Here is a 25,528-nt window from a genome sequence, read left to right as displayed (position 1 = left end):
GACTTTGCGGCCGGCTTGGCTGCCGGTGCCTTGGCAGCGGTTGTCTTTGCGGTCGCCATTGTTCTGTTTCTCCCACCTCGAACTGCTTTGAATCTTCACTTGTGAGCGGGCAGTTGATCTGCTCGCTGACATGCACCTGCTTGTGTACTGCGTTCTGTCTGCTCGTGTCTGACCGCCCGGGTCATTACTTTCTGATCGCCTTGCCTGCGCCGATCTCGCACTGCCTCAGGCCATCCATGATGACCTGCACAGGCATCTTCCGCCCGATGAAAACCATCTTGCTGGACCGCTTCTCGCCGGCCTGCCAGGGCTTGCCCGCGTCGGCGCCCATCATCATGTGCACGCCCTGGAACACCATCCGGCGCTCGACCCCGTCCAGCCAAAGCACGCCCTTATAGCGCAGCAGGTCATTGCCGTAAACCTGAAGAATCGCGGACAGAAACTCTTCGAGCCGTGCGCCATCGAGGGGCTTGTCACTGGTAAAGACGAAACTGTGCACGCTGCCGTCATGGGCATGCTTGTCGCTGGTCAGGAACTCGGGATCGATCTCGAGAATGCTGTTCAGGTTGAAGCCGCGGATGTCCAGCAGCTCCTTGATGTCGGCCTGGCCGAAGTGGACTTCGGTGATCGGCGCGCGCGGGTTCATCTGCTTGATGCGCTGCTTGAGCACCGTGACCTGTTCGGCTTCGGCCACATCGACCTTGCTCATCAGGATGCGATCGGCAAAGCCTACCTGGCTTTGCGCTTCCTTCTGGGCGTCCAGCGTGTTCCAGCCGTGCTTGGCATCGACCACGGTGATGACAGCATCCAGCAGGTAGCGGTCGGCCACGTCGTCATCCATGAAGAAGGTCTGGGTGACGGGGCCGGGGTCAGCCATACCTGTCGTTTCGATCAGCACGCGGTCGAACTGCAGCGAGCCGCTTTTCTTCCTGGCATACAGGTCGTTGAGGATCTTCACCAGATCGCCACGAACGGTGCAGCAGATGCAGCCGTTGTTCATCTCAATGATCTGCTCGTTGGCCTCCTGCACCAGGATCTCGTTGTCGATGCCTTCCTGGCCGAACTCGTTCTCGATCACGGCGATCTTCTCGCCATGGCGTTCGGTCAGGATGCGATTGAGCAGCGTGGTCTTGCCCGCACCGAGAAAGCCTGTGAGGATGGTCACGGGAATCATCTTGGCAGCCTGGGCGCTGGCCACGGCCTGCGCGGCCACAACGCTTGCATCACCACTCATGGGTTCGCTCCAAATTGCGAGGGCGCAAAGTAGCGGATATGGGGCTGGCGCGCGTTCGTGCAAGCCCGCAATTCAACAAAAGAACACAAACACGCGAGGGCAAACAAAGCACCGCGCGCAGAAAACCGCGCTGAAAACAAAAGCCGCGCTGATCAGGCGCGGCCTTTGTTCAGTTGAAGCCGCCCCAGGCTTTCCCCCGCCGGGCGGGGGAACGGGAAGGGGGTGCCCCAAACGGGCGTGTTGGAAGATTAAGAAAGCTCAGGCTTTCTTAATCTTCTCCAACATCTTGAAGATCGACTTCGGTGCGCCGTTGAACAGGCGCTTGTAAGCCTTGCCCAGGCAACGACGCTCGAGCGTGTTGCGGCGATTGCGTTTGCGTTCAGCCATGATGAATGTTCCAGATGGGGTCGGCGCAGGCAGCCTGCACGCAAGCCACTGATTTGCCGAAGGTTTTCAACGTTGAACCAACAAGTTTACATGCTCTGCCCCTGCCGGCGCGAACCGCCTTGGGCCGGCCGGACGGGCGGCGGGCGCGCTGAGGCCGGAAAACGGTCTCGCTTGTCTGGCGCGGCTTTTCACTGCATTCAGGCTGAGCAAGTGCATCAAACCTCGGTTAGCCGTTCGAGAAGCCCATCCCGCGCGGCTCATGGCACAAAAAGGCCCGAAAACCCGCACCCGATGCGCGATACGGTCCTCAGACGCCTGCACCGGGAAGCACAAACCCGCGCGAACGCTCGGCGCCCGTGGCGTCCACCTCGGCCAGCATCAGCGCGCTGGGCCAGCGGCGCGCGCCGGGGGGCCGGGGGCGCTGCCACTGGGCCTGAAGCGCGGTGGCCACCTCGGCCGGGGCGAGCACAGCGCTGGCGCGGGTGCTGCCCAGCCAGTCGACACGGTCCAGCAGGCGAAAGGCGCGGCTGCCGCGCGCCGCGGCAAACGCTGGCAGCTCGGACGCCGGCAGCCACCAGCCGCACAGATGGTCCGCGGCCAGCAGCGGGCAGATCGGCGCGGGCTGGCCGTGGCGGTAGAACATCCAGCCGCGGGTGAAGGCCGCGGGCTGCCAGGCCTGCCCATCCCAGGGCGCGGGCGGGCGGTGCGCAAGCTGCCGGCCAAAGAGTTTCTCAAGCTTGCTTTCCAGCGTTTCCGCGCCATCCGGCCCGATGAAGTCTTGCGCCGCAGCCACCTCGCACGGCGCATGGCAGAGGAAATACTTCACCGCCAGCTCCCAATGCCAGGGTTGGCCGGCCGCATCGGTGAGCAGGAAGTCGATCTCGCCAGCCGTGGTGTGGTCACTGCCGGCTACCGTGGCCTGACGCAGCGGCAGGTTGGCCGCCGCCAGCCGGTGCGTGGGCCCGTGGCGCAGGAAGTGTTCGATCAGCCGTTCGCACCAGCGCCCCAGCGGTATGCGGCGCGAGCCATCCGCCGTGCGCGGCGAAGGTTCGGGCAGCGCGGCCGTGGCCGGGTCGTCGAGCCAGCGCTCGATCAGCGCGCGCTCGGCGGCGCTGAAGGCAAAGACCGGCGCACTGAAGGTCCCGGGTGCGGTACTGAGCAGCGGCGGGCTCAGCAGCAGCCAGCGCAGATCGTGCAGCCAGCGCGGCGGGCCCAGTTCGTCCAATTCGTCCTGCTGCACCAAGCGTGGCGCGCTCACATGCGGCGCAGCCAGAGCCCCTTGAGGTATTCACCCTCGGGGTGGGTCATGGCCATGGGGTGGTCGATGCCGGCCGCCAGGCGCTTGAGCAGCTGCATGTCCACGCGCGCATCGATCACGCTGCCGGCCACGATCTTCTGGAACAGGTCCACGCTGATGGCGCCGGAGCAGGAGAATGTCAGCAGGTGTCCGCCGGAGGCCAGCAGCTTCATGCCCTTGAGGTTGATCTCCTTGTAGGCGCGCGCGGCCTTGTCCACGTGGTTGGCACTGGGCGCGAACTTGGGCGGATCGAGCACGATCAGGTCGAACTCGCGACCCTCGGCGGCCAGGGCCTTGAGCGTGTCGAAGACGTTTTCGCAGCGCCACTCGGAACGCGCAGCGTCAAAGCCGTTGAGCGCCGCCTGCGCCTGACCGGTGGCCAGGGCCTCGGCCGAGGAGTCCACGCTCACCACCTGCGTCGCGCCGGCACCGAGCGCCGCCAGCGAGAACCCGCCCGTGTAGCAGAAGCAGTTGAGCACGCGCGGCTGCTTGCCCTGAGCAAGCAGGCTCGCCACGATCTCTGCGGCCAGGGCCCGGTTGTCGCGCTGGTCAACGTAGAAGCCGGTCTTGTGGCCCTTGAGCACATCCACCGTGTAGCGCACGCCGTTCTCGGTGACTTCCACCGGGTTATGCAGCTCGCCATGTAGCACGGCCACGATTTCGGGCAGGCCTTCGCGGCCGCGCACAGCGGCGTCGCTGCGCTCCACGACTGTCTTGCAGCCGGTGGCGGCCACCAGGGCTGTGACGATCTCGGCCTTCCAGCGCTCGATGCCGGCGGCCATGCACTGGATGACGACCGTGTCGCCATATTGATCCGCCACCAGACCCGGCAGCTCATCGGCCTCGCCAAAGACAATACGGATCGCGTTGCTGACGCGGGCCAGTCCCGTGCGGCGCGCCACGGCCGCCGCAATGCGCCGGGCGATGAAGTCGGCCGTGATCACCTCGCCCTCGACAAAGCTCCAGGCGCGGGCGCGGATCAGGCTCTGCTCGGAGTAGGCCGCCCAGGCCAGGAAGCGCTGCTCGTGGCTGAGCACCTTGACGGTCTCGCCCAGCCCGGGGTTGCCCGTGACCCGGGCCACGGCGGTGGCGTAGACCCAGGGGTGGCGGCGTTGCAGGCTCTTTTCCTTGCCCGGCTTGAGGATGAGGGTGGCGGTCATGCGCGCATTTTCGCCGCTGAGCGCCGGCGCGCCGCGTAGCGCTGCACCTCACCTGCACCGATCAGCACAACCAACCGAACGACATGAAATTGGCCGAAATCAACGGATTATGAATGGGTTGAAATCGACTTTCCGCGCTTCTTTAGGAATTCTCTGGCCATTCATTGCCATCGATAATTATGTCCGAAAAAGACCTATTTTTCACCAGGCTTCTTCGCCCGCGGATGCGCTGCGTCGTAGACCTTGGCCAGATGCTGAAAGTCCAGCTGGGTGTAGACCTGCGTGGCGGCGATGCTGGCGTGGCCCATGAGCTCCTGCACGGCGCGCAGGTCACCGCTGCTTTGCAGCACGTGGCTGGCAAAGCTGTGGCGCAGCATGTGGGGGTGCACGTGCTGGCCCAGCTGACTCATCTGCGCCAGCTGCTTGAGCGCCAGACGTACCGTGCCCTGAGCGATGCGCTCGCCGCGCGCGCCCACAAACAGCGCCGTGCACTGCGCATGGGCCAGCAGCACCCGGGCGGGCAGCCAGGCGCGCAGCGCGTCGAGTGCCTTGCCGCCCACCGGCACCATGCGCCGCTTGCCGCCCTTGCCGGTGACATGCACCTCGGCCGCTTGGGCATCCACCCAGCCGGCCGCCGTATCGCTGGCAATCACATCCAGGCCGATCAGTTCGGCCAGACGCAGGCCGGAGGAATACAGCAACTCGAACATGGCCGCGTCGCGCAGGCGCAGGGCCTGTTGCTTCGGCTCGTCCTGCTGCGGGTCTGCTGTCTGAACGGCCTGCACGGCTGCCTGCGCGGCATCGAGCAGACCGGCGGTGGCGTCCACGGCCAGGGCCTTGGGCAGGCGCTTGGGCGCCTTGGGCGCGCGCAGGCCCTGGGCCGGGTTGTCGGCCCGGGCGCCGGAAAGCATGCGCCAGCGGTAGAAGCCGCGCGCCACCGACAGCAGCCGGGCCAGCGAACGCGGCGTCATTCCGCCCGCATGCAGGCGCGCCAGCGCACTGCGCAGATGGTGCTCGGCCACGGCGTCCAGCGCCACGGGCAGCACGGCGGCCAGACTCGTCAGGTCAATGGCGTAGGTGTCCAGCGTGCGGGGCGCCAGGCGGCGTTCCACGCGCAGATGATCCAGCCACGCATGGACACTGGCGGGCAGTTCGGGGCGCTCGGTGCTGGGCTGCGCGGCGGCCATGGGTCGGCTTCAGACCGGCGCGAGCGGCCGATGCTCGCCCGGCGCCAGGTGAATCGTGATCGCATCGCCCGCACGCACCGGGCCACAGGCGAGCACCACGGCCATCACGCCGCCCTTGCGGATCAGGCTGCCGTCGGCGGCACGGTCCAGCAGCGCGCTCATCAGCCCCGGCGCAAAGCGGTCGATCTGCGCGCAGGGGTTGCGCAGGCCGGTGATGCGGATGCGGGCCACGGGGCCGATCTGCAGCTCGGCGTCGGTGGGCAGCCCCAGCAGATCGATGCCGCGCGTGAGCAGGTTCTCGCCCAGGTCGCCCGGCCGCACCGTGAAGCCCTGTGCGGCGAGATGGTCCAGCAGCTCGGCATGGATCAGGTGCACCTGACGCAGATTGGGCTGCGTGGGGTCCTTGGCCACGCGCGAGCGGTGCTTGACCGTCACGCCGGCATGGACGTCGCCGGCCACACCCAGCCCGACCAGCAGTTCGATGCCGGCTTGCACCGTCTTGGAAAAGGCATGGCTGCCATGCGCCGCCACCGACTCAACGCGCGCGACGCCGGGCGCCGCGCCGCCCTGCCCGTCTGCATCCGCCGCGGCGTGCGGGTGGGCGAGCGCAGCGGCTTCGGTCATGGTCGGTGCCCGCTCAGTGCGTCAGCGTGGGGGCGGCAACCGCCGGGCCGCTTTCAGGCAGCAGCCGGGCCAGCGCGGCCGAGCAGATCTCTGCAATGCGGGCGAGCATCTCCACGCCCATGTCGTCGCGGAAGCGCTGCGGATCGGGTGAGCCGAGCACGAGCAGGCCAAAGGCCTCGGGCGCGGCGCCCACACGCAGGGGCAGCAACGCGATGCTGGCGGCCTCGCCAGGCAGCCAGCTGGCCGCGGCAAAGCCGGAATTGCCACCGCAATACGGGCCCATCAGGCTGTGCGCGAAACTCTTCACGTCCTCAGCCACCGGACGGGCGGCGTCCAGGCCCTGGTGCTCGGGCATCACCCCCCAGACGCGCAGTGCGGTCAGCGGCACGGTGAAGTGACGGCCCACGCCGCCTTCCACCAGCCCGGGCAGATCGCGCGCATGGCGCGCCGCCACGAGGCTGCGCGTCCAGGTGGTGAACTTGTCGACGATGACCTCGTTCTCGCGGCCGATTCGGATGAGTTCCGCCAGACGCAGCTCAACCTGCTTGTTCTTTTCCTTGACCGCCATGAGCTGGCGCTCGATTAGGCTTACCGCGCGGCCGCCATGGGGGTTGGGCACGGTCAGGCTGGCAAAGAGCTCCGCGTGCTCGTCAAAGAACTCCGGATGCTCACGCAGATAGGCCAGCACCTGCAGACCGAATTCCGTACTCATAGATCCACTTCCCCCTCAAACACGGTCACGGCCGGACCGCTCAGATATGCCATCTCGCCCTGCCCGGCCCAGCGCACGGCCAGCACGCCACCGCGCGCCTCCACCGTGACCGGGCTCTTCAGCAGCCCCTGTTGAATCCCGCACACCACCGCCGCCACCGCGCCCGTGCCGCAGGCCAGGGTTTCGCCCACGCCGCGCTCGAATACGCGCAGGCGGATGTGCTGCGAATCGATGATCTGCATGAAGCCTGCATTGACCCGCGCCGGAAAGGCGGCATGCGCCTCGATCAGCGGGCCTTCGAGCTCGACCGGTGCGCGGTCCACGTCGTCCACCACCTGCACGGCATGCGGGTTGCCCAGATTGGCTACGCCCACCCAGCGCGTGTGCTCACCCACCGGCAAACCATAGAGCGTGCTCGCACCCTGGCTGCGTGTGCTCAGGCCGTTCGGGTTGAAGGGAATGTCGGCCGGCGCAAAGCGCGGCACGGCAATCTGTACGGTCACGCTGCCGTCTGCTGCCTCGGTGAGCTCGATCACGCCGAAGCTCACCTCCACCAACACGCTGGCCTTGCTCGTCAGGCCCTTCTCGCGCACGTAGCGCACAAAGCAGCGCGCACCATTGCCGCAATGCTCCACCTCGCCGCCATCGGCATTGACGATGCGATAGGAAAAGTCGTGGGCGGGATCGGCCGGCGGGCCCACGATCAGGAACTGGTCTGCGCCCACGCCAAAGCGCCGGTCGGCCAGCCTGCGGAATTGATCGGCGCTCAGATCGAGTGGCCGCTGAAGTGCATTGAGCACGACAAAGTCATTGCCGGCGCCCTGCATCTTCGTGAACTGCAATCTCATGGCGCGGGATTATCCCATCGGCCTGCAGCGCGCTTGCGGCGCCCGGCCTCAGTCGGCCTGCGCAAGCAACAGTTCTGACAGGGCGGCCGGCGTGCTCACCATCGGATCATGGCCGGTGGCCAGCTCCAGCACCTGCCAGCCTGGCTCGCGCTGCACCCGGCGCCGGCTTTCGGCGATCGTGGCCAGCGCGGGCTGGGTGCAGTCGATGAACACGCGGCGGCGGCGCCCGACCCGCAGGGCATCAAACTCTACTGGCGCCTGATACACGGCGAAGGGGTGTGGCGTCTGGCGGCGGTTCACCCAGTCGCGCGCCTCGCCCGCAAGCCCGAAGACACTCGCGTCCGGCGGTGGCAGGGACAGCCCACCCGTGGCGCGCACCGTATCCAGACGCCCAGCCACCGTCTCCGGCGTATGCGTGGACGACCAGCTTTCGCCCGGCGCAGGCACCACTGCATCCACGTAGACCAGGGTCTGGATGCGATCACCCAGCCGGTCGGCCACGGCCGTGATCAGCAGGCCGGCATAGCTGTGGCCCACCAGGATCACGTCCTGCAGTTCTTCGGCCTCGATGGCGCCGATGACGTCATCGATGTGCGTCTGAAGCGTGACCGCGGGGCTGAGCAGATGCGCGCGCTCGCCCACCCCGGTCAGCGTCACCGCATGGGCCGTGTGGCCTGCATGACGCAGGCGCGGCAGGACATCGCGCCAACACCATGCGCCGTGCCAGGCACCGTGAACCAAAAGAAAGTCGCTCATCGTGGCATTAGACCGAGTCAGTGGCGCAACGGGGCTCGCGCTGGCAGGCGCTCGCTCGTTTCAGGGCGCCGAGCATGCTCGGCGAATTCCCTGAAACGCGCCAACACCATGCGCCGTGCCAGGCGCCGTGAACCAACAGGAAGTCGCTCATCGTGGCATTAGACCGAGTCAGTGGCGCAACGGGGCTCGCGCTGGCAGGCGCTCGCTCGTTTCAGGGTGCCGAGCATGCTCGGCGAATTCCCCTGAAACGCGCCAACACCATGCGCCGTGCCAGGCACCGTGAACCAAAAGAAAGTCGCTCACCGTGGCATTAGACCGAGTCAGTGGCGCAACGGGGCTCGCGCTGGCAGGCGCTCGCTCGCAGCTGGGCACTAGCAATCCTAGAACCAATATCCATGCGGCTTTCCAAGGCAAAACGGCTGAAGAGCCGCATCAGACAAGCGGAAAGCACTTCTGGCTTTCAGGCGCCCCTCAGACGCCGCGGCCCTTCTGGGCGGGCGACTTCTTTGCTGGGGCTTTCCTGGCCGCGGCCTTGCGGACGGTCGGCTTGACTGCGTTCTTTGCATTGGCCGCGCGCAGCGCAGCCTCGATGGCTCGGCGTGCCCAGGGCGTCATGAGATGAGCGGCATCCATGGCCTCGTCAGGCGGGGTCCAGTAGCTCATCTCCATGCGCTTGCCCTTCGCCTCGTAGGTGAAAGGCGCGCAGCCGGCCTCGCGGAACTGCGCCTGGGTCTGTGCGTCGGTCTTCAGATAGAAGCGGCCGTCTGCGACGATGGCGATCGAAAGTCCGTCCCAGCTAATGCCCCAGCCGCCGAACATGCGCCTCGCCTTCAGTGGTGCGCCCGCCGCGGCCAGGGCCAGCAGCTCGAGGACGTGGTCGATGAAGGGGTCGGTGGACATGCCCGTCCGGGCAGGCGCAGCAGGCGACATGGCGTGATGAAATCCGTGGATGGACGCGCACAGCAAACCCCCGCACGGTACATCTGCCGCGGCCGAACCGGCCAGCCGGATCGACAGCCTGCTGACACGCTTCGCGGCGGGCGACACCACGCCCGAAGCCGCTTGGGCGCAGGCGCAGCAGGCCGCGACAGACCCGCGGGCGGCCCATGTGCTGATCCGCCACTTTGAGGCGCCGGCCACGCAGTCTGCCGGCGCGCTCGGCGGCACGCCAGTCACGGTGAAGGACCTCTTCGACGTGGCGGGCAGCATCACCACCGCCGGCTCGAAGGTCCTGCTCGACGGACCCGCCGCCGCGGCGCCGGCCGAGCGCGACGCGACCATCGTCGCGCGCCTGCGCGCAGCCGGCGCGGCCATCATCGGCACCACCAACATGACGGAGTTCGCCTATTCGGGCCTCGGTCTCAACCCGCACTGGGGCACACCGGCCAATGCCGCCGGCTCGGCGCTCGATGAGGGTCTGCCGCGTGTTCCTGGCGGCTCGTCGTCCGGAGCGGCCGTGGGTGTGGCCCTTGGTGTCGGGCTGGCGGCCGTGGGCACCGACACCGGCGGTTCGGTGCGCATTCCGGCGGCGCTCAACGGGCTGGTCGGCTTCAAACCCACGGCGCGGCGCGTGCCCATGGATGGCTGCCTGCCGCTGGCGGCGAGCCTCGATTCGATTGGCCCGATCGCGCACACGCTCGCAGACTGCCTGCGCATCGACGCCGTGCTGGCCGATGCACCGCTGCGCCCGACACCGCCCGCACCCGGGCAGATCCGCCTGCTCGCGCCTACCACCGTGGTGCTGGACAGCCTGGACGAGACCGTCGCACACGCTTTCGAGGCGAGCCTCGCGCGCTTGCAGGCGGCTGGTGTGCAGATCACCCGCGCGCCCTTTGCGCCCTTTGCCGACGCGGCGCTCGCGGCGCAGGGCGTGATTGCGGCCCACGAAAGCTTTCAGTGGCACGCGCCGCTGCTGGCCCGCGCAGCGGCCGCCTATGACCCGCGCGTGGCCACGCGCATTGCGGGCGGGGCGCAGATCAGCGCGCTGGACTATGCCGCCGCGCTGACCGCCCGCCGCCGCTGGCAGGATGCCGTGCAGGCCGGGCTGCAGGGTTTTGATGCCTTCGTGATGCCCACCGTGCCGATGGTCGCGCCACCGATTGCAGCGCTGGCCGAGGACGCCGCCTACTTCGCGGCCAACCGGCTGATGCTGCGCAACACCCTGCTATTCAATTTGCTGGATGGTTGCGCGATCAGCCTGCCGATGGCGACCGGCGGACTGCCTGCTGGCCTGATGCTGGGTGCACCGGCGCTGCATGACGAAGCGCTAGCATCCATCGGCCTGGCAGCCGAGGCCCTGCTGGCGGTGGCTTGCAGCACGCCCTCACGCTAGAGATGGTTACTAAGGACCGACCCTGAACAAACGCCGAACCCGTCCGACGGGGTTCCCAGAGGACCGCGCAGCCGACAAAAAGTCCATCAATACAATTCGGCAGATATGTAGACAGGCGTGTTGCGTTTGGGAATGCCAGCAAGCAGTGCACGGTCGCTCCTTCGTACTGGTATCCACGTGCGGGGAGGTCAAGCAGCACCCTGGTCCGCAACGCGTCGCTAGCATTCGTATGGTTTGGAGCACTTGACATTGGCGCACGTCCCAAAGCGACAGTCTCGTCGAGTTAATGGACATCAAGGCGTTGCGCAGCAGGCCTCGAAGGTGCGAATTCCATTGAGGTGCATTCTGCGCTGCCCTCAGCTTCGCGTTGACTGCTGATGCCGATCGAGGCGAACGCGACTGGAATCACGCGCTATCTGACGGTCACCGGGCTGGCGCTGGTCGCGCTTTTGGTGAGTCTGGATCCAGACGTGGGATTTACGGCACCATGGGCCGCCCGCCTCTTGTTCTGGGTTCTTCAAATTGCATCGGGGCTGCTCGTTCTGCAATCGTTGCTGTATCTGCTGACACGCCGGTTTGGCGCCAGCCGCATGCCCAGCTGGGCCCTCGTACTGTTATCCGCAGTATTTGGCTCGATCGTGCTCGCTCCGTTGTACTGGCTGATTGGCGAAGGGCTGATGCAACAGTGGCTTGGCTATCCTGCACGGCCCGACGACGACGGCTCGATCAGCCCCACTTTAGGTGGACAAGTTCTGGCGGAGTTTTTCGACATTGTGATCCCGGTGACGATGGCTTGGGCTTTGATCTGTTTGCCCCGCCTCCACTGGCTTGTGCCGCCGCTGCTGCACGCGGAGGTTCGCTCTGCCGTTTCGCAGCCAGCCGCAGCACTGGGGTGTAGCCCGTGCGCCGGGGTCGAGTCCACGGTTGGCACCGCGCCGCAAATCCACAGTCCTATTGGATTGAACGTAGTACCTAATGACGTAGCCTCGAGCGACCCAGCTACCCCCGTAGCGATCGCTGCTGGCACGTTCTCTGCCCCGATCAGTCCGAGTTGGTGCGAGCGGCTACCTACCGAAATGGGAACGGACGTGATTGCAGTTGCATCTGAGCTGCAGTACTTGCGCGTCTGGACAACGCGTGGTTGCGCGCTCATTCTCGGCACCTTGGCCGACGTCGAGGACGAGGGTGGAGCGCAAGGCTTGCGTGTGCACCGCTCTTGGTGGATCGCCTGCGACCACGTCATCAGCGTCAGGCGCACCGCCACTGGGGCGGTGTGTCTGATGAGCGACGGCTGCGAGGTTCCGGTCAGCCGCCGCCGCCGCGCTGAAGTGCTCGCTCGGTTCGGAGACGGCGCCAAGTACCGCATTGACGGTGCATCAAAAGCTGTACCGCACACCGACTTGCACTGACAACGGGTTGTAGGTCAACGGACCCACGGTGCCACCTGAGTTGCCAACCTCGTTGTCCAGTCGAACCGACCCGACGCGCAGCCAGCGCGCGTCGGCAGTCATGCGCCATTGAGGCGTGAGTGCATACTCGACACCGGCGATCAACTGGAACGCGAACTTGCTGCTGGCCGAGTAGCTGCGTTCGGTGCCACCGGTGTCGGGCTTCACATCGATGTCGATCTCCTGAACCCATCCGATCCCAGCGCCGAGGTACGGCGTCCACGTACTAGTCGACGGAAAGCGGCGCAACCCGTTGACCATCAGGATATTCGACGCGAAGTCGCCATCTCGCGTGAAGTTGGCACCGCCGAGGCGCAGACCGTTGAGTGAGTGGCTGCGGTAGTTCCACTCGAGTTCTGCCGCCCAGCCGTTGCCATAGCGCCAACCGATGTCGCCGCCCCAGCCCGATCCACTATCGAACTCCGCACGCAGACTGTTGCCGGCACCCCGTGCACCGGTTTCATTTACGGTCGAGGAGCCGATCTTGCTGTATTGCCCGTACAAAGTCGCGTAGAGGCCCTTCGGCTCTGTCTGAGCTTGCGCGTCGGCGGGGAGCAAGCCAGCACAGAGCAAGGGGCCAAGGAAAAAGGAGGAGAAACGCTTGGACATAACGAAAACCCTATAAGGTTGTTTGGAAGACCGTCGAGTGATGACGGCCAACGCAAGATAGGGAGTGTCGACACTGCATGCGAGAGACTTTGCACCAACGGTAGGGGCTTTGAACCAACGGACGGTCTCGGTTGCTAGATGCCAAGTCTCTGTGGGTACTTTCGGCACTTGAACCCGGAAACGGAACCCGATGGGTGGCACCTGAGCTTTACCTGAATTTCGAACGGTGATCAGCAGACCAGTAAGCTCGGGGCAGTGGAACGCAACTAGCAAGAGCTGTCGCGCCGACCAGCAAATCGGCCGCGCCCTGCTTGCCCCGGGTTCCGCACTCGCGACAAGGCTGTGCATTGCTGCACGGCGCCCAGCAAGGCGCCCTCCTATGCGTCGCAGTAGCGCACGTCAGCAGCACCGGCGAAGATTGGAGTTCGCACCAAGCCGAAATAGGCAGCGGAGGACTCAAGCGCGACGTAGTTGATCTGAGCCAAAACACAGTTCAGCCCGGCTGGGGCAATCAGTGAACTGAGCTGCTTCCATCCGATTGGCCTCCGCGCCCCCGCAAGTCAAACCGTTGCATAGCTTGACGCGTGACACCCCGGATCAGCAGCGCGATCCATCAGCGTATTGGGACGTCTCAAGGTCAAAACTGCAGGCGTGTACTTTCATCGGTGGACGTTCCCTGCTAGTCCCAAAGCTCTCGGAATCCCGATTTCTTGGACGCTCAAGCGTGAACCTAAGTCGATATCGCGCAGCTACGCTCGCGCGTTGGCCCGCGCCCAAGCCAGAAACTCCGGCGGCGGCAGGGCGGGGGAATACACATAGCCCTGCACGGCATCGATCCCGAGATTGCGCAGGGCCTCAAGCGTCGGGCGGTCTTCCACGCCCTCGGCAATCGCGGTCAGGCCGAAGTTGTGCGCCAGTTCGATCACGGTGCGCACGATCGCCAGGCTGGACTTGTTGTGCAGCATGTCGGCGACAAACAGCCGATCGATCTTGAGCTTGGACAGCGGCAGGCGCTGCAGGTAGGCCAGGCTGGAAAAGCCGGTGCCGAAGTCATCGATCGCAATGGCAAAGCCGCGCACGCGCAGGGCCGACAGATGCCGCGCCGCCTGCTCGGTGTTCTCGATCAGCGAGCCCTCTGTCACCTCGAGCGAGACCGTGCGCGCGGGCACACGCCAGATCGAGAGCGTCTGATCGATGATGTCTGGCAGCAGCGGCTCGCGCAGCGCGTCGGGCGAGACATTGATCGATACGTCCAGCTGCAGCCCGCTGTCTGCCAGCTCGGTCACGGCCCGCGCCGTGGCGTTGAGCACCGCCTTGAGCAGCGAGACCGACAGGCCTGCCCGCTCAGCCGTACGCACGAATTCATAGGCCGTGTAGCGTTTGGCCCAGGTGGGGGGCAGCCGCAGCAGCGCCTCGGCGGCCAGGGCGCCGCCCGTGCGCATGGGCACGATGGGCTGGAGGTGCACTTCGATGTCGTTGATGTTGAGCAAGGCGGCGATCGACTCGCGATCCTGCAGCGCCGTGTCCTCGCTGCCACCGGCCGTCACCAAGGCGATCGGCTCGTGCGCGGTCTGTGCCTGCACGGCGGTGCGTCGGGCGGCGCGCAGCAGGCTGGCGAGGTCTTCGCCATGCTCGGGCCAGACGGCAATGCCGGCGCTGCCGCGCACGGCCACGCCGCGGTCCACGCTGATCTGGCGCACGGTTTCCAGCAGGCGGCGCGTGGCCACGGTGGCCACAGCGCGCGAGGCCATGCGCGGGAACCAGAGCCAGACCTCGCCCGGGTTGGGCATCAGCAGCGCGTCCTGCTCCTGCAGCAGGCCGCGCAGGGTGAATTCGAGCGTGGTGGACAGGGTGCCGGCATCGGCCTGTTCGAGTTCGGCCTCGACATAATCCGCCCGGTCCAGACGCAGGGCGATAACCATGGCCCGACCCGCCTGGCACTGCGCGAGCGCGGCACTCACGCGCTCGGAGAACTCGCCGGGGACAAACACCTGATCCACGACGTACATCAGCCCAGATAGAACTGTCGCGGGTCCACGCCGTAGGCGCCGACCGGCAGCGCACGCACGATGTGGATCGGCCGGCCGCCGGCATCCACCGGGCGGTACAACAGGTCGCGCTCGAAGGGCGAAGGCAGCGGCTGCTGGCTGGTGTTGGTCAGCACCAATACCTTGGGCTCCAGGCGGCGGATCGGGTTGTGGCCGGAGACGGCCGCGACCTCGCCGTTGGAGAGCTCCACCAGGGAACCCACCGGGAACAGGCCGACGGACTGCACCAGCTGCTCCACCAGCGGGCCATGAAACTGGCCTTCGTCGGCAGCATCGAACAGATGCATCATTGCCTCGTAGGTGGAGAAGGTCTTGGCATAAGGCCGCGGCGAGGTCAGTGCCACCATCACGTCCACCAGACCGGCGAGCTGGCCGAAGATGGAGATGCCGCGGTCCTTGAGCCCGCCGGGGTAGCCGGAGCCGTTCAGGCGCTCATGGTGCTCGCCCACCGCGCGCAGCACGGCTGGCGCGACCTCGGGGTCGGACTCGAGCATCTTGACGCTCTCCGTCACATGCGTCCGCGCAATCGCCAGCGCAGCCTCATCCAGCGGGCCCGGCGTGTCCAGCAGCTCGCGCGGCAGGGCCAGCTTGCCCACATCCAGCAGCATGCCGACCATGCCCAGCTGCTGCAACTCATGCTTGGGAAAGCCGATGTGTCGCGCCAGAGTCATCAGGATGACCGAGGTCTTGAGCGAACGCGCATAGGCCACACTGTCGTAGTCGCGCATGCGGGCCATCCACATGGCAGCATCAGGGCTGCGCACAACCACATCAGACAATTCGTCTATTGCCGCGCGCAGCTCGGAGACCTCCAGCTCGGCCGCGCCCCCATCTTCGGCAAACAGGCGCTCGGCCACCGCACCGACCCGCGCAATGCCAGCGGTCGCGTCCTTGAGCGCCGCAGCGCTGATCGGCTGCGCTGTGGGATAGACCAGCAGTGGCTGATCCGCCGGGATCTGCGCCAAACGTTCTGCAGCAGCGCGCGGCTTGATCTCGGTAGTGCGCCGTTCAAAGAGCCCCAGTAGGGTCATTAACAGGCCGAAGCCCGGCGGTCTGCTGCGGTGCGGCGCATCAAGCTCTTCTCCCGGGGCGAGCCGGCGCGGGCGCTCCAGGCTCGGGCCGGACGCGGCGCCAAACAGGCCACCGATTAGGGCCGCCAAGGATGCAGCCCAGCCCGGCTGCACAGGGTCTGGGGCCACGGTGTTGGCCGACTTGACGCGTTTGACCGGCTCGGCGAACCAAGCGCTGACCAGCGGCGCGGGCAGGGCCCGCAGCGCTGCATCATCGGACCGGCTGGGGTCCACGACCACCATGCGGCAATGCTGCTGCAGCACGGACAGCGCGTCTGCGTCCAGCAGGAAGCCCTGCAGCATGAAGGGTGTTTCGTCCCAGGGCCGATCCAGTTCAGCCACAAACAGACCCTCTCGGGCCTGCTCAACAGGGACTTCAATCCAGTGGGCGGGGCGGCTCACGTGTGCTGCGGGATGGCGCTGCCGGAGCGCGCCAACGGTTGGTCAAGACCGCCTACTGTATCCCACCGCGTCGAGAACCGCTGCAGTCGGTCCCGGCTGATTCAGGGTATAGAAATGCAGGGCCGGGGCCTCCACGGCAGCCAACTGGTCCACCAGATCCGCCACCACCTGAGTGCCGAAAGCGCGGATGCTCTCCACGTCGTCACCGTAGCTGGCCAGCTTGGCGCGCATCCAGCGCGGCAGCTCCGCGCCGCAGGCGTCCGAGAAACGGGCCAACTGGGTGAAGCTGGCGATCGGCATCACGCCCGGCACGATCGGCGTGCGCTCGACGTCCACGCCCTGCGCCGAGATCTGCTCCAGAAAGTGGAAGTAGGCGTCGGTGTTGTAGAAGTACTGGGTGATGGCACCACTGGCTCCGGCCTTGATCTTGTCGGCAAAGCGAGCGATATCGTCGGCCGGGCTTCGGGACTGTGGGTGGTACTCCGGGTAAGCCGCCACCCAAATCTCGAAGGCTTTACCGAACTCGGTACGGATGAACTCGACGAGGTCGCGGGCGTAGCGGAACTCGCCGCCCATGCCGTAGCCCGAGGGCAGGTCGCCGCGCAGGGCGACGATCTTCCTCACACCCAGGGCCTGATACTCCTGCAGCAAGGCCTTGAGCGAAGCGCGCTCGGCGCCCACGCAGGACAGGTGCGGCACGCCCATCTGGCCAGCGGCGAGGATGTCCTGCACGGTCTGCAGCGTGCCTTCGCGCGTCGAGCCACCGGCACCGAAGGTGACGGAGAAGTATTCCGGACCGTAGGCTCCCAGAGTCTGTCGGGTGGCTTGCAGCTTGCTGCGACCCTCGGGTGTCTTGGGGGGGAAGAACTCAAAGCTGATGGCAGGCAGTTTCATGGTGGCTTGGTGACCGCGCCGCTCGAAGCGGGTACGGCGCTTGGTTCGGTTCAGTCGTTGGCTTCAGTTTGTGCGCATGACGGCGTGCACGAAAAACTCGCGGTTGCCCTGGGCGTTGCCGTGCCCTCCGCCGAGCAGAGGGCTGTAGAAGTAGTCCCGCACCTCGAGCTTGTGCGCGATACAGAGTTGCATGATGCTGGCCCGGACAGCCTCGTGGGCCTCCGGCGCTGTGACCACACCGTGCTTCTCGATCCAGGCGCGCCCTGCCTCGAACTGCGGCTTGACCAGTGCGAGCACGTGGGCATCAGACCGAAGCCAGGGCAGGACCGGCGGCAGCGCCAGCGCGAGCGAGATGAAAGACACGTCGACCACCAGCAGATTCATGCTGGCTTGCGGCACCTGCGCCGCGAACGGGCTTGAGGGCAGCTCGCGAACGTTGATGCCCTCAAAGGCCTGCGCCCGGGGGTCAGCACGCAGGCGCGCATCCAGTTGCCCGTGGCCCACGTCCAGACCGGTCACCCGTGCGGCACCTCGCTGCAGCAGACAATCGGTGAAGCCGCCAGTGGATTGACCCAGATCGAGGCAATGCAGTCCGCGGACATCGAGCTGCGTGCGAGACAAGGCGCCTTCGAGCTTCAGGCCGCCGCGCGAGACGTAGCGCAGCTCCGGCGCCGCCTGCTGCAGGCGCAGACCGGCGTCGTCCGGCAGTTCATCAGCAACACGACGGATCGCTTGCCACTGCCCGGCCAGTTCGTGTTCGACCTGGCCGCTCTCGATCAGTCGGGCCGCCAGAGTGCGGGAAGGCACCAGCCCGCGGACAACGAGCAGCTTGTCGGCGCGCATGGCGGGGCGATCAGCCCTTGCCCTTGGCCGGGATCAGCATCGACAGCAGGTAGCCGATGATGCCGTACAGGATAGCGCCGAACACCGCGACCCAGAATCCGTCCACCTTGAAGCCGTCCAGCACCGAGCCCGCAGCCCAGAACAGCAGGCCGTTGAGCACAAACAAGAACAGGCCGAGGGTCAGCACGGACACGGGCAGCGTGAGCAGCACCAGCACAGGGCGTACAAGCGTGTTGACCACACCGAGGACGGCCGCCGCGATCAGTGCCGACCAGAACGAGGTGACGTGGATGCCCGGCATCAGATAGGCCACAGCCAGCAATGCACAGGCGTTCAGTACCCAGACCAGCAACAGTCTCATGGCAAATCTCCCTCGGTGTGAGCGAGGTGCTCGCCGGGCGAAGCCGGCGAGCACCGCGCATGGGCGCGATCAGTAGCGGTAGGTGTCAGGCTTGTAGGGGCCTTCGACCTGCACACCAATGTACGCCGCCTGCTCGGAGGACAGCTCGGTCAGCATCGCGCCGAGCTTCTTGAGCTGCAGACGGGCGACCTTCTCGTCGAGGTGCTTGGGCAGCACGTACACCCTGCCCTTTTCGTAGTAGTCGCTGTGCGAGTACATCTCGATCTGGGCGATCACCTGGTTGGCAAAGCTGGAGGACATCACGTAGCTCGGGTGGCCCGTGCCGCAGCCCAGGTTCACCAGACGCCCCTTGGCCAGCAGGATGATGCGCTTGCCATCCTCGAAGATCACGTGGTCCACCTGGGGCTTGATCTCTTCCCACTGGCACTTGGCCTCAAGCGTGGCGACGTCGATCTCGTTGTCGAAGTGACCGATGTTGCAGACGATGGACTGATCCTTCATCTTGGCCATGTGGGCGTAGGTGATGACGTTCTTGTTGCCGGTGGCCGTCACAAAGATATCGGCCTTGTCGGCGGCGTAGTCCATCGTGACGACGCGATAGCCTTCCATGGCGGCCTGCAGGGCGCAGATCGGATCGCACTCGGTCACCCAGACCTGGGCCGACAGCGCACGCAGTGCCTGGGCGCTGCCCTTGCCCACGTCGCCATAGCCGGCCACCACGGCCACCTTGCCGGCGATCATCACGTCTGTGGCGCGCTTGATGCCGTCCACGAGCGACTCGCGGCAGCCATAGAGGTTGTCGAACTTGGACTTGGTCACCGAGTCGTTCACGTTGATCGCACGGAAGTGCAGCGAGCCGTTGGCCGCCATTTCCTTGAGGCGGTGCACGCCGGTGGTGGTTTCCTCGGTCACACCGATCACGGCCGCCAGGCGCTTGGAGTACCAGGTGGGGTCCTTGGCCAGGGTGGCGCGGATGGAGGCGTGCAGGATGCGCTCCTCTTCGCTGCCCGGCGTGCCGAGGACATTGATGTCCTTCTCTGCACGGGCGCCGAGGTGCAGCAGCAGGGTCGCGTCGCCGCCGTCATCGAGGATCATGTTCGAGTAGCCACCGTCGGCCCACTCAAAGATGCGGTGCGTGTAGTCCCAGTACTGCTCCAGGGTTTCGCCCTTCACAGCGAACACCGGCGTGCGGTTGGCAGCAATGGCGGCGGCAGCGTGGTCCTGCGTGGAGAAGATGTTGCACGAGGCCCAGCGAACCTGTGCGCCCAGCGCTTCGAGCGTCTGGATCAGCACCGCGGTCTGGATGGTCATGTGCAGGCTGCCGGTGATGCGCGCGCCTTTTAGGGGCTGCTTGGCAGCGTATTCGTCGCGGATGGCCATCAGACCAGGCATCTCGGTCTCGGCAATCTTGATTTCCTTGCGGCCCCACTCCGCGAGGCCGATGTCGGCCACGACGTAGTCGGTGAAGGTCTTGAGGTCAGTCACAGCGTTCATGTCTTCAGGCTCCAGGCAAAAGCCGGTCCGGGGACACGCTGTACTTCGGGGGGATTGGTCGCACCCACCATCGCGTGCCCGGAAACCGGGAGATGGTGAGCGCCGTTAAAACGTCCAAGCCTGGCAGCCTCGATCAATCCGGGCTGTCGCAGCGCTCCTTGGAATGACGATAGTTTATCGGGCTGCGCGCATGCTTGTCATGGCACGCAGCGCGTCTTCAGCTTTCTGCGGCATACAGGCGCGGGCTGCGACGGACAAATTTGAGAATGTGCGCGCCCCGGACCTGGCCATCTGCAAACGGATTGGCGCGCTGCGCATAGGCCGCCTGCAGATCCGCATCGCCCGTTTCGCGCCCATGGGCAAGTGCATCTTCGTCAAGTCGCTTGCGCACCTGGAAGAGCGCCATCGCTTCCTCATGCAGGCCAAGTACCCCATACGCCTCGGACACATATTGCAGGCGGTTGCCGGGCAATTCACGCGCGGCAGCCCAGCCCTCAAACAGCCGGCGTCGCTCAAAGCTCAACACCAGGTACAGCGGGAGATAGCCCAGCGGCAGGCGCAGCCACTGCGCCTGAGACAGATGGCTGTCGAGCGTGGGCAGCAGCTCCGAGTACAGGAAGGCCTCGAGCGTTTCGTCGTCGTGGATGGTCCAGAAGGCGCGCTCGCCTTCGCTGAGGGTCAACGGCTGATCCGGCACGCGCGCGGCGACTTGCGCGCCCGCAGTGGCCAGCTGCTGCAGACGCGGATCATCGCGAAACTCATTGAGCAGCGCGTTCTGCTTGCGGCGCGAGGCGCGCAAATCCAGCACGGCCGCTTCCAGGAAGTGGGGGATTCGCATCCGGGCAGATTACGCCGATCGGCAATGGCCCGAATGCTGCGAATTGGTGCCTGGAGACCGCGTTGATCGGACGTTTGACGTAAGCGCAACACGGGGACGCCGCGCACATCGCTTCGCCATATGCGCGTAGCCCGCATAGGGATACCGCCGGTGCGCGCCGGGCCTTACAGGCCGGCTGCAGCCTCGTGGTCTGCGTTCACGTTTGCTTTCGCAAACATGAACTCCTCCCCAAGCCGCGAGGCCGGCGCTTCGCGCTTGCCGGGCTCACTTCAGCCCGGCCGCTGCACGCAGCGCTTGCACCAGCGCTTTTGGTCTCCACTCACATCGCTTCGCGATATGAGTGTCGCCCGCGTACGGATACCGCGAGTTGCGCGGCGGCCTTACAGGCCGGCTGCAACCCGCAGGGCCGCAGCTTTATCCGTACGCTCCCAAGTGAACTCGGGCTCGTTGCGGCCGAAGTGGCCGTAGGCGGCGGTCTTGCTGTAGATCGGGCGCAGCAGATCGAGCATCTGGATGATGCCTTTCGGACGCAGGTCGAAGTGCTCGTTCACCAGCGCAGCGATCTTGTCGTCGGAGATAACGCCGGTGCCCTCGGTGTAGACCGTGACGTTCATCGGGCGGGCCACACCGATGGCGTAAGCCACCTGAATCTGGCACTGGCGTGCCAGGCCGGCTGCAACGATGTTCTTGGCCACGTAGCGGGCGGCGTAGGCGGCCGAGCGGTCGACCTTGGAGGGGTCCTTGCCGGAAAATGCGCCGCCGCCGTGCGGGCAGGCTCCGCCGTAGGTGTCGACGATGATCTTGCGGCCTGTCAGGCCGCAGTCACCCTGGGGGCCGCCGACGACGAAGCGGCCGGTCGGGTTGATCAGGTACTTGGTGTCCTTGAGCCATTCGGCCGGCAGGCTGGGCTTGATGATCTCCTCGATCACGGCCTCGATGAACTCCGGCTTCATCTTCTTGCCGTCGCTCATTTCGGGCGCATGCTGGCTGGACAGCACCACCGTGTCGATGCTGTGCGGCTTACCGTCCACGTAGCGCATGGTCACCTGGCTCTTGGCGTCCGGGCGCAGGAAGGGCAAACGGCCGTCCTTGCGCAGCTGGGCCTGGCGCTCCACCAGACGGTGCGCGTAGTAGATCGGCGCGGGCATCAGCTCTGGCGTTTCATCACAGGCGTAGCCAAACATCAGGCCCTGGTCACCGGCGCCGATGTTCAGGTAGTCGTCGCTGGCATGGTCCACGCCCTGCGCGATGTCATTGCTCTGCTTGTCATAAGCGACCAGTACCGCGCAGCCCTTGTAGTCGATGCCGTATTCGGTGTTGTCGTAGCCGATGCGCTTGATCGTGTCGCGTGCCACCTGGATGTAGTCCACGTGCGCGTTGGTCGTGATCTCGCCGGCGAGTACCACCAGACCGGTGTTGCACAGGGTCTCGGCAGCCACGCGGCTGCGCGGATCCTGCGTGAAGATCGCATCCAGGATGGCGTCCGAGATCTGGTCGGCCACCTTGTCTGGATGACCTTCGGAGACGGATTCGGAAGTGAAGAGGAAATCAGAAGAGGCCACGTGAGAGCTCCAGAACATCATGCCGTTGGTCTTGCGCCGCCGGCTTGGTCTCTCAAACGGGCGAACGCTTTAGCGGAATTTGGCGCGAATACACTCTCGTGCTCGCCGGCGCCCCGCAAGTTGTCCGAATTAACTCGGCGCCAATGTCTCTACTTTAGCTGATGCTTCTCGTCGCCCGCCTGCTGGCTTTCCTGCCCCTGTCCCTGCTTCGCGGCCTGGGTGCCCTGCTCGGGCTGCTGGTCTGGGCGAGCTCCGGCGGCACCCGCCGGCTGACCGAGGCCAACCTCGCCCAGGCGCAACCCCTGACGGCAGGGCTTAGCGCACGCGCCGTGCTGCAGGAAACCGGCCGCTCCCTGATTGAAATGCTCTGGGTATGGCTGCGACCGGGCGGCGATGTGCTTTCCCGGGTGCACTGTGCCGATCGCAGCGTGGTGGATGCCGCGCTGGCGCAGGGCAAGGGCGTGCTGCTCATCACGCCGCACATGGGCTGCTTCGAGGTGGCGGCGCAGTGGCTGGCGAAGACTTATGGCGAGGTGGCCCCCATTACCGTGCTGTACCGGCCGCCGCGCAAGGCCTGGGTCAAGCCGCTGGTGGAAGACGCCCGCCAGCGCGAACACCTGAATCTTGCGCCAGCCGAACTGCGCGGCGTGCGCCTGATGCTCAAAGCCCTCAAGCGCAAGGAACTGGTGGGCATGCTGCCCGACCAGGTACCTGCCATGGGCGAAGGCGTGATCGCGCCCTTCTTCGGACGCCCGGCCTACACCATGGTGCTGCCGGGCAAGCTGGCGCTCAATACCGGCGCGCCGGTGGTGATGGCGATTGCGCTGCGCCGCCCCGGCGGCTGGGATCTGCGCTTTGCGCCGTTCACCGGCCAGTTCATCGGCGAGGACGCGGCGGACGCTGCCACCATGAACCGCGCCGTCGAAGACATGGTGGCGCTCGATCCGATCCAGTACCTCTGGGCCTACAACCGCTACCGCATGCCCGACGGTGCGCTGGCCGCAGCGTCAGCACCGGCGCAAGCAACTGCGCCAACCGACGGAGCCGGCACTTGAAGGGCCTGGTCGAGGGTCTGCTGCGCCTGCTGGCCTGGCTTCCGCTCCCGGTGCTGCGTGCGATCGCCGCGGCCGGCGGGCTGTTGGGCTATGCGCTGGCCCGACCGCGGAGGCGCGTGGCGCGCACCAATCTGCGCCTGGCCTATCCCCACGCCAGTCCGAATGAGATCGAGCGGCTCACGCGGGCGCACTTCATCAAACTCATGCAGGCCCTGCTGGATCGTGCCTGGCTCTGGTACGGCAGCGCCGACACCGTGCGCAGGCGTTGCCCGGTGCGCGGGATGGAGCACTGGTCGCGCGAGCGCCCCACCATCCTGCTGGTACCGCATCTGGCCGGACTGGACGCGGCACTCACCGCGCTGCTGCAGCAGGGTGTGCCGATCACCGGGTTCTATCAGAAGCAGACCAACCCCGTGTTCGACGCCATCGTGTTCGAGGGCCGCATGCGCGGCGGCGATCTGCGCGCCTATTCACGCGATGCGGGCGTGCGCCGCGTGATTGCTGACATGAAGGACGGCCGCCCCTTCTACTGCCTGCCGGACATGGACTTCGGCCCCAAGGACTCGGTCTATGTGCCGCTGTTTGGCGTGCGTGCGGCCACGCTCACCGTGCTGCCCAAGCTCGGCCGCCTGGGCGGTGCCGTGGTCGTGCCGCTGATCGCGCGCATGACGCCCACCGGCTACGACATCCGTCTGGAGCCCGCCTGGGAGGGCATCGGCGACATGGACGTGGAAGCGGCGTGCATCCAGATGAATCAGGCGATCGAACGCTGGGCGCTCGAAGGCGGGCCGGAATACCTCTGGAGCCACCGCCGCTACAAGTCGCGCGCGCCGGGCGATCCGCCGGTCTACGCCTGAGCGCCTGCGCCCAGCTTGATGCGGGCGCGCACCATGTCGATGTGTTGACGCAGCGCGTACAGCTCGTCGGCATAGGACAGCGGCACCGAGATGCGCTCCACACGGTGCTCCACATCATCCAGCTCGGCCAGCAGCGCGGTGCGATCCGCGTCACGCTGGCCGATTCGTTCCTCAATGGCGCGCAGCTGCCCGTACCAGCGGAACACCCGTGAACGGATGCGGAACTCATAGAGCGGCGGAATCACGCGCGACAGCGGCAGCATCACGGCGATGATCGCGGCCAGCACCACCCACATGCGGTCCACGAGGTTGGCGGCCCAGAAGGGCAGGTAGCGCTGCAGGAAGGGCGGGCCGTCGCGCAGGTACTTTTGCGCCTCGGCCGCGACCGGGAACTCGTTGTTGCGGGCGCTCGGAAACTCGCCCGTGCGCGAGAACCAGGTGGGCGGGCTGTGCAACTGCGTGGCCGCCTGCATGAAGAGCTGGATCAGGGCCGGATGCAGATCACGCCGCGCCAGCAGCGTGGCCGTGGGTGCCACCAGGCGATAGTCCTGGCTCGGGATGTCTGCACCCAGCTCCACGATGCCGCGCGGCAGGGTCACGTGGCTCAGGTAGGGGAAGCGGCGCGAATAGGCCTCGGCCTGCGCAAAGTCGAACAGGCGGATGCCCGGGGTCTGCAGCAGCATGCGCACCAGCGGGCTCTCGGGCGCCGAGACGAAGAACATCGCGTCTGCCCGGCCCTCCAGCAACTCCATCACGCCCGGCGTGGGTGCCAGGCGCAGCATCTTCATGCTCTCGGGCGCGATGCGATTGGCCGCAAGCAGCTGCATGACGATGGGTGTGACGCCACTGCCCTCGGTGCCCACGTTCACGGTCCAGCCGTTCATGGCATCCAGACTGTTGATGACGGCAGGCGCCTGCGGCGTGCGCGGCCCCAGCGCGCCAGCGCTGCGGCGCACGGCGTCTTCCCGGTAGAAGAGCCACACGGGTTCGTAGAACAGCGAGCCCAGTGAGATGAGCGGGCTGTCATGCGCAGCCATCGGATCATCCGCCGAGGCCACCATCTCCGCCGGCGCACTCCCGCCCTGCACAAAGGCAATCTCCACCGGATTGTCCGGGTCCATCAGGGCCTGCAGATTGGCCACCGAGCCCTGGGAGGGACGCAGCTCCACGGTGATGCCGTAGCGCGCCAGCACCTGCGCGTACTGCTTGCCGAAGGCCTCGTAGGCGCCCTGCTCCGTGCCGGTGGCGAGCACCACACGCTTGGGCGGCGCCGGCTTGAGCACCCAGTAGGCCAGCGCCAGCAGCAGCGCCGTGATCAGGAGAAACGGCGTCCAGACCAGCGCCCCTTCGCGCAGGGACAACCACACGCTTTTCAGCAGTTTGCTCATGGACGGATTGTGCAGCAGCGCTTTGCCGCCGCCCCGGCGGGCTTGCAACCGGAAGTGCCGCGCGGATACGGCGCTTTTCCCGGCCTTGCGCCTGCGGGGTGCCGCTCACACTGCATCAACAC

The 25,528-nt window shown here is 66.2% G+C and carries 24 protein-coding genes and 1 riboswitch; of the genes, 4 read left to right on the top strand and 20 right to left on the bottom strand.

Annotation, left to right across the window (positions count from 1 at the left end; genetic code table 11):
* Positions 1–184: 184 nt before the first annotated feature.
* The 10 genes from ACMDW7_RS01960 to ACMDW7_RS01915 all read right to left on the bottom strand — a co-directional run bounded on the left by ACMDW7_RS01960 (position 185) and on the right by ACMDW7_RS01915 (position 9,135).
* On the bottom strand, positions 185–1,234 hold the full coding sequence (locus tag ACMDW7_RS01960; protein ID WP_377306058.1) for a CobW family GTP-binding protein: 1,050 nt from the start codon (positions 1,232–1,234) through the stop codon (positions 185–187).
* Positions 1,235–1,492: 258 nt separating this feature from the next.
* Positions 1,493–1,621 (bottom strand): hypothetical protein, encoded by a 129-nt coding sequence (locus ACMDW7_RS01955; RefSeq protein ID WP_377306060.1) that lies wholly within the window; start codon positions 1,619–1,621, stop codon positions 1,493–1,495.
* A gap of 307 nt (positions 1,622–1,928) precedes the next feature.
* On the bottom strand, positions 1,929–2,879 hold the full coding sequence (locus ACMDW7_RS01950; RefSeq protein ID WP_377306062.1) for a DUF1853 family protein: 951 nt from the start codon (positions 2,877–2,879) through the stop codon (positions 1,929–1,931).
* Positions 2,876–4,078, bottom strand: coding sequence for a class I SAM-dependent rRNA methyltransferase (locus ACMDW7_RS01945; protein ID WP_377306064.1), 1,203 nt, complete (start codon positions 4,076–4,078; stop codon positions 2,876–2,878). The genes ACMDW7_RS01950 and ACMDW7_RS01945 overlap by 4 nt, the downstream gene beginning before the upstream one ends.
* Before the next feature lie 194 nt (positions 4,079–4,272).
* The gene (locus ACMDW7_RS01940; protein WP_377306066.1) at positions 4,273–5,265 is read right to left on the bottom strand and encodes a tyrosine-type recombinase/integrase; all 993 of its coding nucleotides are present in this window, start codon (positions 5,263–5,265) and stop codon (positions 4,273–4,275) included.
* A 9-nt stretch (positions 5,266–5,274) separates the two neighbouring features.
* Positions 5,275–5,889: an MOSC domain-containing protein gene (locus tag ACMDW7_RS01935; RefSeq protein ID WP_377306068.1), complete on the bottom strand. Its 615-nt coding sequence runs from the start codon at positions 5,887–5,889 to the stop codon at positions 5,275–5,277.
* 13 nt (positions 5,890–5,902) lie between these two features.
* Entirely contained in the window at positions 5,903–6,601 is a 699-nt protein-coding gene (locus tag ACMDW7_RS01930) for a DUF484 family protein (protein ID WP_377306070.1), read from the bottom strand.
* Positions 6,598–7,449 carry a diaminopimelate epimerase gene (gene dapF / locus ACMDW7_RS01925; RefSeq protein ID WP_377306072.1) on the bottom strand — a complete coding sequence of 284 codons (852 nt, stop codon included), beginning with the start codon at positions 7,447–7,449 and terminating at the stop codon, positions 6,598–6,600. The genes ACMDW7_RS01930 and dapF overlap by 4 nt, the downstream gene beginning before the upstream one ends.
* Positions 7,450–7,497: 48 nt before the next feature.
* Positions 7,498–8,205, bottom strand: coding sequence for an alpha/beta fold hydrolase (locus ACMDW7_RS01920; RefSeq protein ID WP_377306074.1), 708 nt, complete (start codon positions 8,203–8,205; stop codon positions 7,498–7,500).
* Positions 8,206–8,676: 471 nt separating this feature from the next.
* On the bottom strand, positions 8,677–9,135 hold the full coding sequence (locus ACMDW7_RS01915) for a TfoX/Sxy family protein (protein WP_377306076.1): 459 nt from the start codon (positions 9,133–9,135) through the stop codon (positions 8,677–8,679).
* A gap of 19 nt (positions 9,136–9,154) precedes the next feature.
* Here ACMDW7_RS01915 and ACMDW7_RS01910 point away from each other — a divergent pair, with 19 nt between their 5' ends.
* Both ACMDW7_RS01910 and ACMDW7_RS01905 read left to right on the top strand, forming a co-directional pair.
* Positions 9,155–10,537 (top strand): amidase, encoded by a 1,383-nt coding sequence (locus ACMDW7_RS01910; protein ID WP_377306078.1) that lies wholly within the window; start codon positions 9,155–9,157, stop codon positions 10,535–10,537.
* Between the two features lie 377 nt (positions 10,538–10,914).
* Entirely contained in the window at positions 10,915–11,946 is a 1,032-nt protein-coding gene (locus ACMDW7_RS01905) for a LytTR family DNA-binding domain-containing protein (RefSeq protein WP_377306080.1), read from the top strand.
* Here the strand turns inward: ACMDW7_RS01905 and ACMDW7_RS01900 are convergent.
* From ACMDW7_RS01900 to metK, 9 genes are all read right to left on the bottom strand, one after another.
* The gene (locus ACMDW7_RS01900; protein WP_414859590.1) at positions 11,914–12,543 is read right to left on the bottom strand and encodes an outer membrane protein; all 630 of its coding nucleotides are present in this window, start codon (positions 12,541–12,543) and stop codon (positions 11,914–11,916) included. The genes ACMDW7_RS01905 and ACMDW7_RS01900 overlap by 33 nt on opposite strands.
* A gap of 800 nt (positions 12,544–13,343) precedes the next feature.
* Positions 13,344–14,603 (bottom strand): EAL domain-containing protein, encoded by a 1,260-nt coding sequence (locus ACMDW7_RS01895; protein WP_377306084.1) that lies wholly within the window; start codon positions 14,601–14,603, stop codon positions 13,344–13,346.
* Positions 14,603–16,114 carry an HD-GYP domain-containing protein gene (locus ACMDW7_RS01890; protein WP_377306086.1) on the bottom strand — a complete coding sequence of 504 codons (1,512 nt, stop codon included), beginning with the start codon at positions 16,112–16,114 and terminating at the stop codon, positions 14,603–14,605. The genes ACMDW7_RS01895 and ACMDW7_RS01890 overlap by 1 nt, the downstream gene beginning before the upstream one ends.
* A 42-nt stretch (positions 16,115–16,156) precedes the next feature.
* A complete protein-coding gene (gene metF / locus ACMDW7_RS01885) occupies positions 16,157–17,008 on the bottom strand; it encodes a methylenetetrahydrofolate reductase [NAD(P)H] (protein ID WP_377306088.1) in 852 nt (283 codons plus the stop codon).
* Between the two features lie 63 nt (positions 17,009–17,071).
* Positions 17,072–17,851 carry a TlyA family RNA methyltransferase gene (locus ACMDW7_RS01880; RefSeq protein ID WP_377306090.1) on the bottom strand — a complete coding sequence of 260 codons (780 nt, stop codon included), beginning with the start codon at positions 17,849–17,851 and terminating at the stop codon, positions 17,072–17,074.
* A 10-nt stretch (positions 17,852–17,861) separates the two neighbouring features.
* A complete protein-coding gene (locus ACMDW7_RS01875; RefSeq protein ID WP_054126892.1) occupies positions 17,862–18,212 on the bottom strand; it encodes a phage holin family protein in 351 nt (116 codons plus the stop codon).
* Between the two features lie 69 nt (positions 18,213–18,281).
* Entirely contained in the window at positions 18,282–19,706 is a 1,425-nt protein-coding gene (gene ahcY / locus ACMDW7_RS01870) for an adenosylhomocysteinase (RefSeq protein ID WP_377306092.1), read from the bottom strand.
* Positions 19,707–19,796: 90 nt separating this feature from the next.
* Positions 19,797–19,872: riboswitch (S-adenosyl-L-homocysteine riboswitch) on the bottom strand.
* 51 nt (positions 19,873–19,923) lie between these two features.
* Positions 19,924–20,544, bottom strand: a complete 621-nt coding sequence (locus ACMDW7_RS01865; RefSeq protein ID WP_377306094.1) for a hypothetical protein — start codon at positions 20,542–20,544, stop codon at positions 19,924–19,926.
* 380 nt (positions 20,545–20,924) lie between these two features.
* Complete coding sequence (gene metK, locus ACMDW7_RS01860) at positions 20,925–22,106, bottom strand: methionine adenosyltransferase (RefSeq protein WP_377306096.1); 1,182 nt, start codon at positions 22,104–22,106, stop codon at positions 20,925–20,927.
* Between the two features lie 161 nt (positions 22,107–22,267).
* Here metK and ACMDW7_RS01855 point away from each other — a divergent pair, with 161 nt between their 5' ends.
* Together ACMDW7_RS01855 and ACMDW7_RS01850 are read left to right on the top strand one after the other, a co-directional pair.
* On the top strand, positions 22,268–23,161 hold the full coding sequence (locus tag ACMDW7_RS01855; RefSeq protein WP_377306098.1) for a lysophospholipid acyltransferase family protein: 894 nt from the start codon (positions 22,268–22,270) through the stop codon (positions 23,159–23,161).
* Positions 23,158–24,018, top strand: coding sequence for a lysophospholipid acyltransferase family protein (locus ACMDW7_RS01850; protein WP_377306100.1), 861 nt, complete (start codon positions 23,158–23,160; stop codon positions 24,016–24,018). The genes ACMDW7_RS01855 and ACMDW7_RS01850 overlap by 4 nt, the downstream gene beginning before the upstream one ends.
* On the opposite strand, the gene ACMDW7_RS01845 is transcribed toward ACMDW7_RS01850, so the two are convergent.
* Positions 24,009–25,406, bottom strand: coding sequence for a TAXI family TRAP transporter solute-binding subunit (locus ACMDW7_RS01845; RefSeq protein ID WP_377306102.1), 1,398 nt, complete (start codon positions 25,404–25,406; stop codon positions 24,009–24,011). The genes ACMDW7_RS01850 and ACMDW7_RS01845 overlap by 10 nt on opposite strands.
* Between the last annotated feature and the right edge of the window lie 122 nt (positions 25,407–25,528).

Source organism: Piscinibacterium candidicorallinum, from assembly GCF_047549485.1.
In the GTDB taxonomy this organism is placed as follows: domain Bacteria; phylum Pseudomonadota; class Gammaproteobacteria; order Burkholderiales; family Burkholderiaceae_C; genus Piscinibacterium; species Piscinibacterium candidicorallinum.
This window is presented reverse-complemented; position numbering and strand designations above follow the sequence as displayed.

What these genes read in the sequence shown, in the direction of transcription:
- ACMDW7_RS01960 (WP_377306058.1), bottom strand. Translation starts at nt 1,234, where the DNA reads ATGAGTGGTGATGCAAGCGTTGTGGCCGCGCAGGCCGTGGCCAGCGCC.
- ACMDW7_RS01955 (WP_377306060.1), bottom strand. Translation starts at nt 1,621, where the DNA reads ATGGCTGAACGCAAACGCAATCGCCGCAACACGCTCGAGCGTCGTTGC.
- ACMDW7_RS01945 (WP_377306064.1), bottom strand. Translation starts at nt 4,078, where the DNA reads ATGACCGCCACCCTCATCCTCAAGCCGGGCAAGGAAAAGAGCCTGCAA.
- ACMDW7_RS01940 (WP_377306066.1), bottom strand. Translation starts at nt 5,265, where the DNA reads ATGGCCGCCGCGCAGCCCAGCACCGAGCGCCCCGAACTGCCCGCCAGT.
- ACMDW7_RS01935 (WP_377306068.1), bottom strand. Translation starts at nt 5,889, where the DNA reads ATGACCGAAGCCGCTGCGCTCGCCCACCCGCACGCCGCGGCGGATGCA.
- ACMDW7_RS01930 (WP_377306070.1), bottom strand. Translation starts at nt 6,601, where the DNA reads ATGAGTACGGAATTCGGTCTGCAGGTGCTGGCCTATCTGCGTGAGCAT.
- dapF (WP_377306072.1), bottom strand. Translation starts at nt 7,449, where the DNA reads ATGAGATTGCAGTTCACGAAGATGCAGGGCGCCGGCAATGACTTTGTC.
- ACMDW7_RS01920 (WP_377306074.1), bottom strand. Translation starts at nt 8,205, where the DNA reads ATGAGCGACTTTCTTTTGGTTCACGGTGCCTGGCACGGCGCATGGTGT.
- ACMDW7_RS01915 (WP_377306076.1), bottom strand. Translation starts at nt 9,135, where the DNA reads ATGTCGCCTGCTGCGCCTGCCCGGACGGGCATGTCCACCGACCCCTTC.
- ACMDW7_RS01910 (WP_377306078.1), top strand. Translation starts at nt 9,155, where the DNA reads ATGGACGCGCACAGCAAACCCCCGCACGGTACATCTGCCGCGGCCGAA.
- ACMDW7_RS01905 (WP_377306080.1), top strand. Translation starts at nt 10,915, where the DNA reads ATGCCGATCGAGGCGAACGCGACTGGAATCACGCGCTATCTGACGGTC.
- ACMDW7_RS01895 (WP_377306084.1), bottom strand. Translation starts at nt 14,603, where the DNA reads ATGTACGTCGTGGATCAGGTGTTTGTCCCCGGCGAGTTCTCCGAGCGC.
- metF (WP_377306088.1), bottom strand. Translation starts at nt 17,008, where the DNA reads ATGAAACTGCCTGCCATCAGCTTTGAGTTCTTCCCCCCCAAGACACCC.
- ACMDW7_RS01880 (WP_377306090.1), bottom strand. Translation starts at nt 17,851, where the DNA reads ATGCGCGCCGACAAGCTGCTCGTTGTCCGCGGGCTGGTGCCTTCCCGC.
- ACMDW7_RS01875 (WP_054126892.1), bottom strand. Translation starts at nt 18,212, where the DNA reads ATGAGACTGTTGCTGGTCTGGGTACTGAACGCCTGTGCATTGCTGGCT.
- ahcY (WP_377306092.1), bottom strand. Translation starts at nt 19,706, where the DNA reads ATGAACGCTGTGACTGACCTCAAGACCTTCACCGACTACGTCGTGGCC.
- ACMDW7_RS01865 (WP_377306094.1), bottom strand. Translation starts at nt 20,544, where the DNA reads ATGCGAATCCCCCACTTCCTGGAAGCGGCCGTGCTGGATTTGCGCGCC.
- ACMDW7_RS01855 (WP_377306098.1), top strand. Translation starts at nt 22,268, where the DNA reads ATGCTTCTCGTCGCCCGCCTGCTGGCTTTCCTGCCCCTGTCCCTGCTT.
- ACMDW7_RS01845 (WP_377306102.1), bottom strand. Translation starts at nt 25,406, where the DNA reads ATGAGCAAACTGCTGAAAAGCGTGTGGTTGTCCCTGCGCGAAGGGGCG.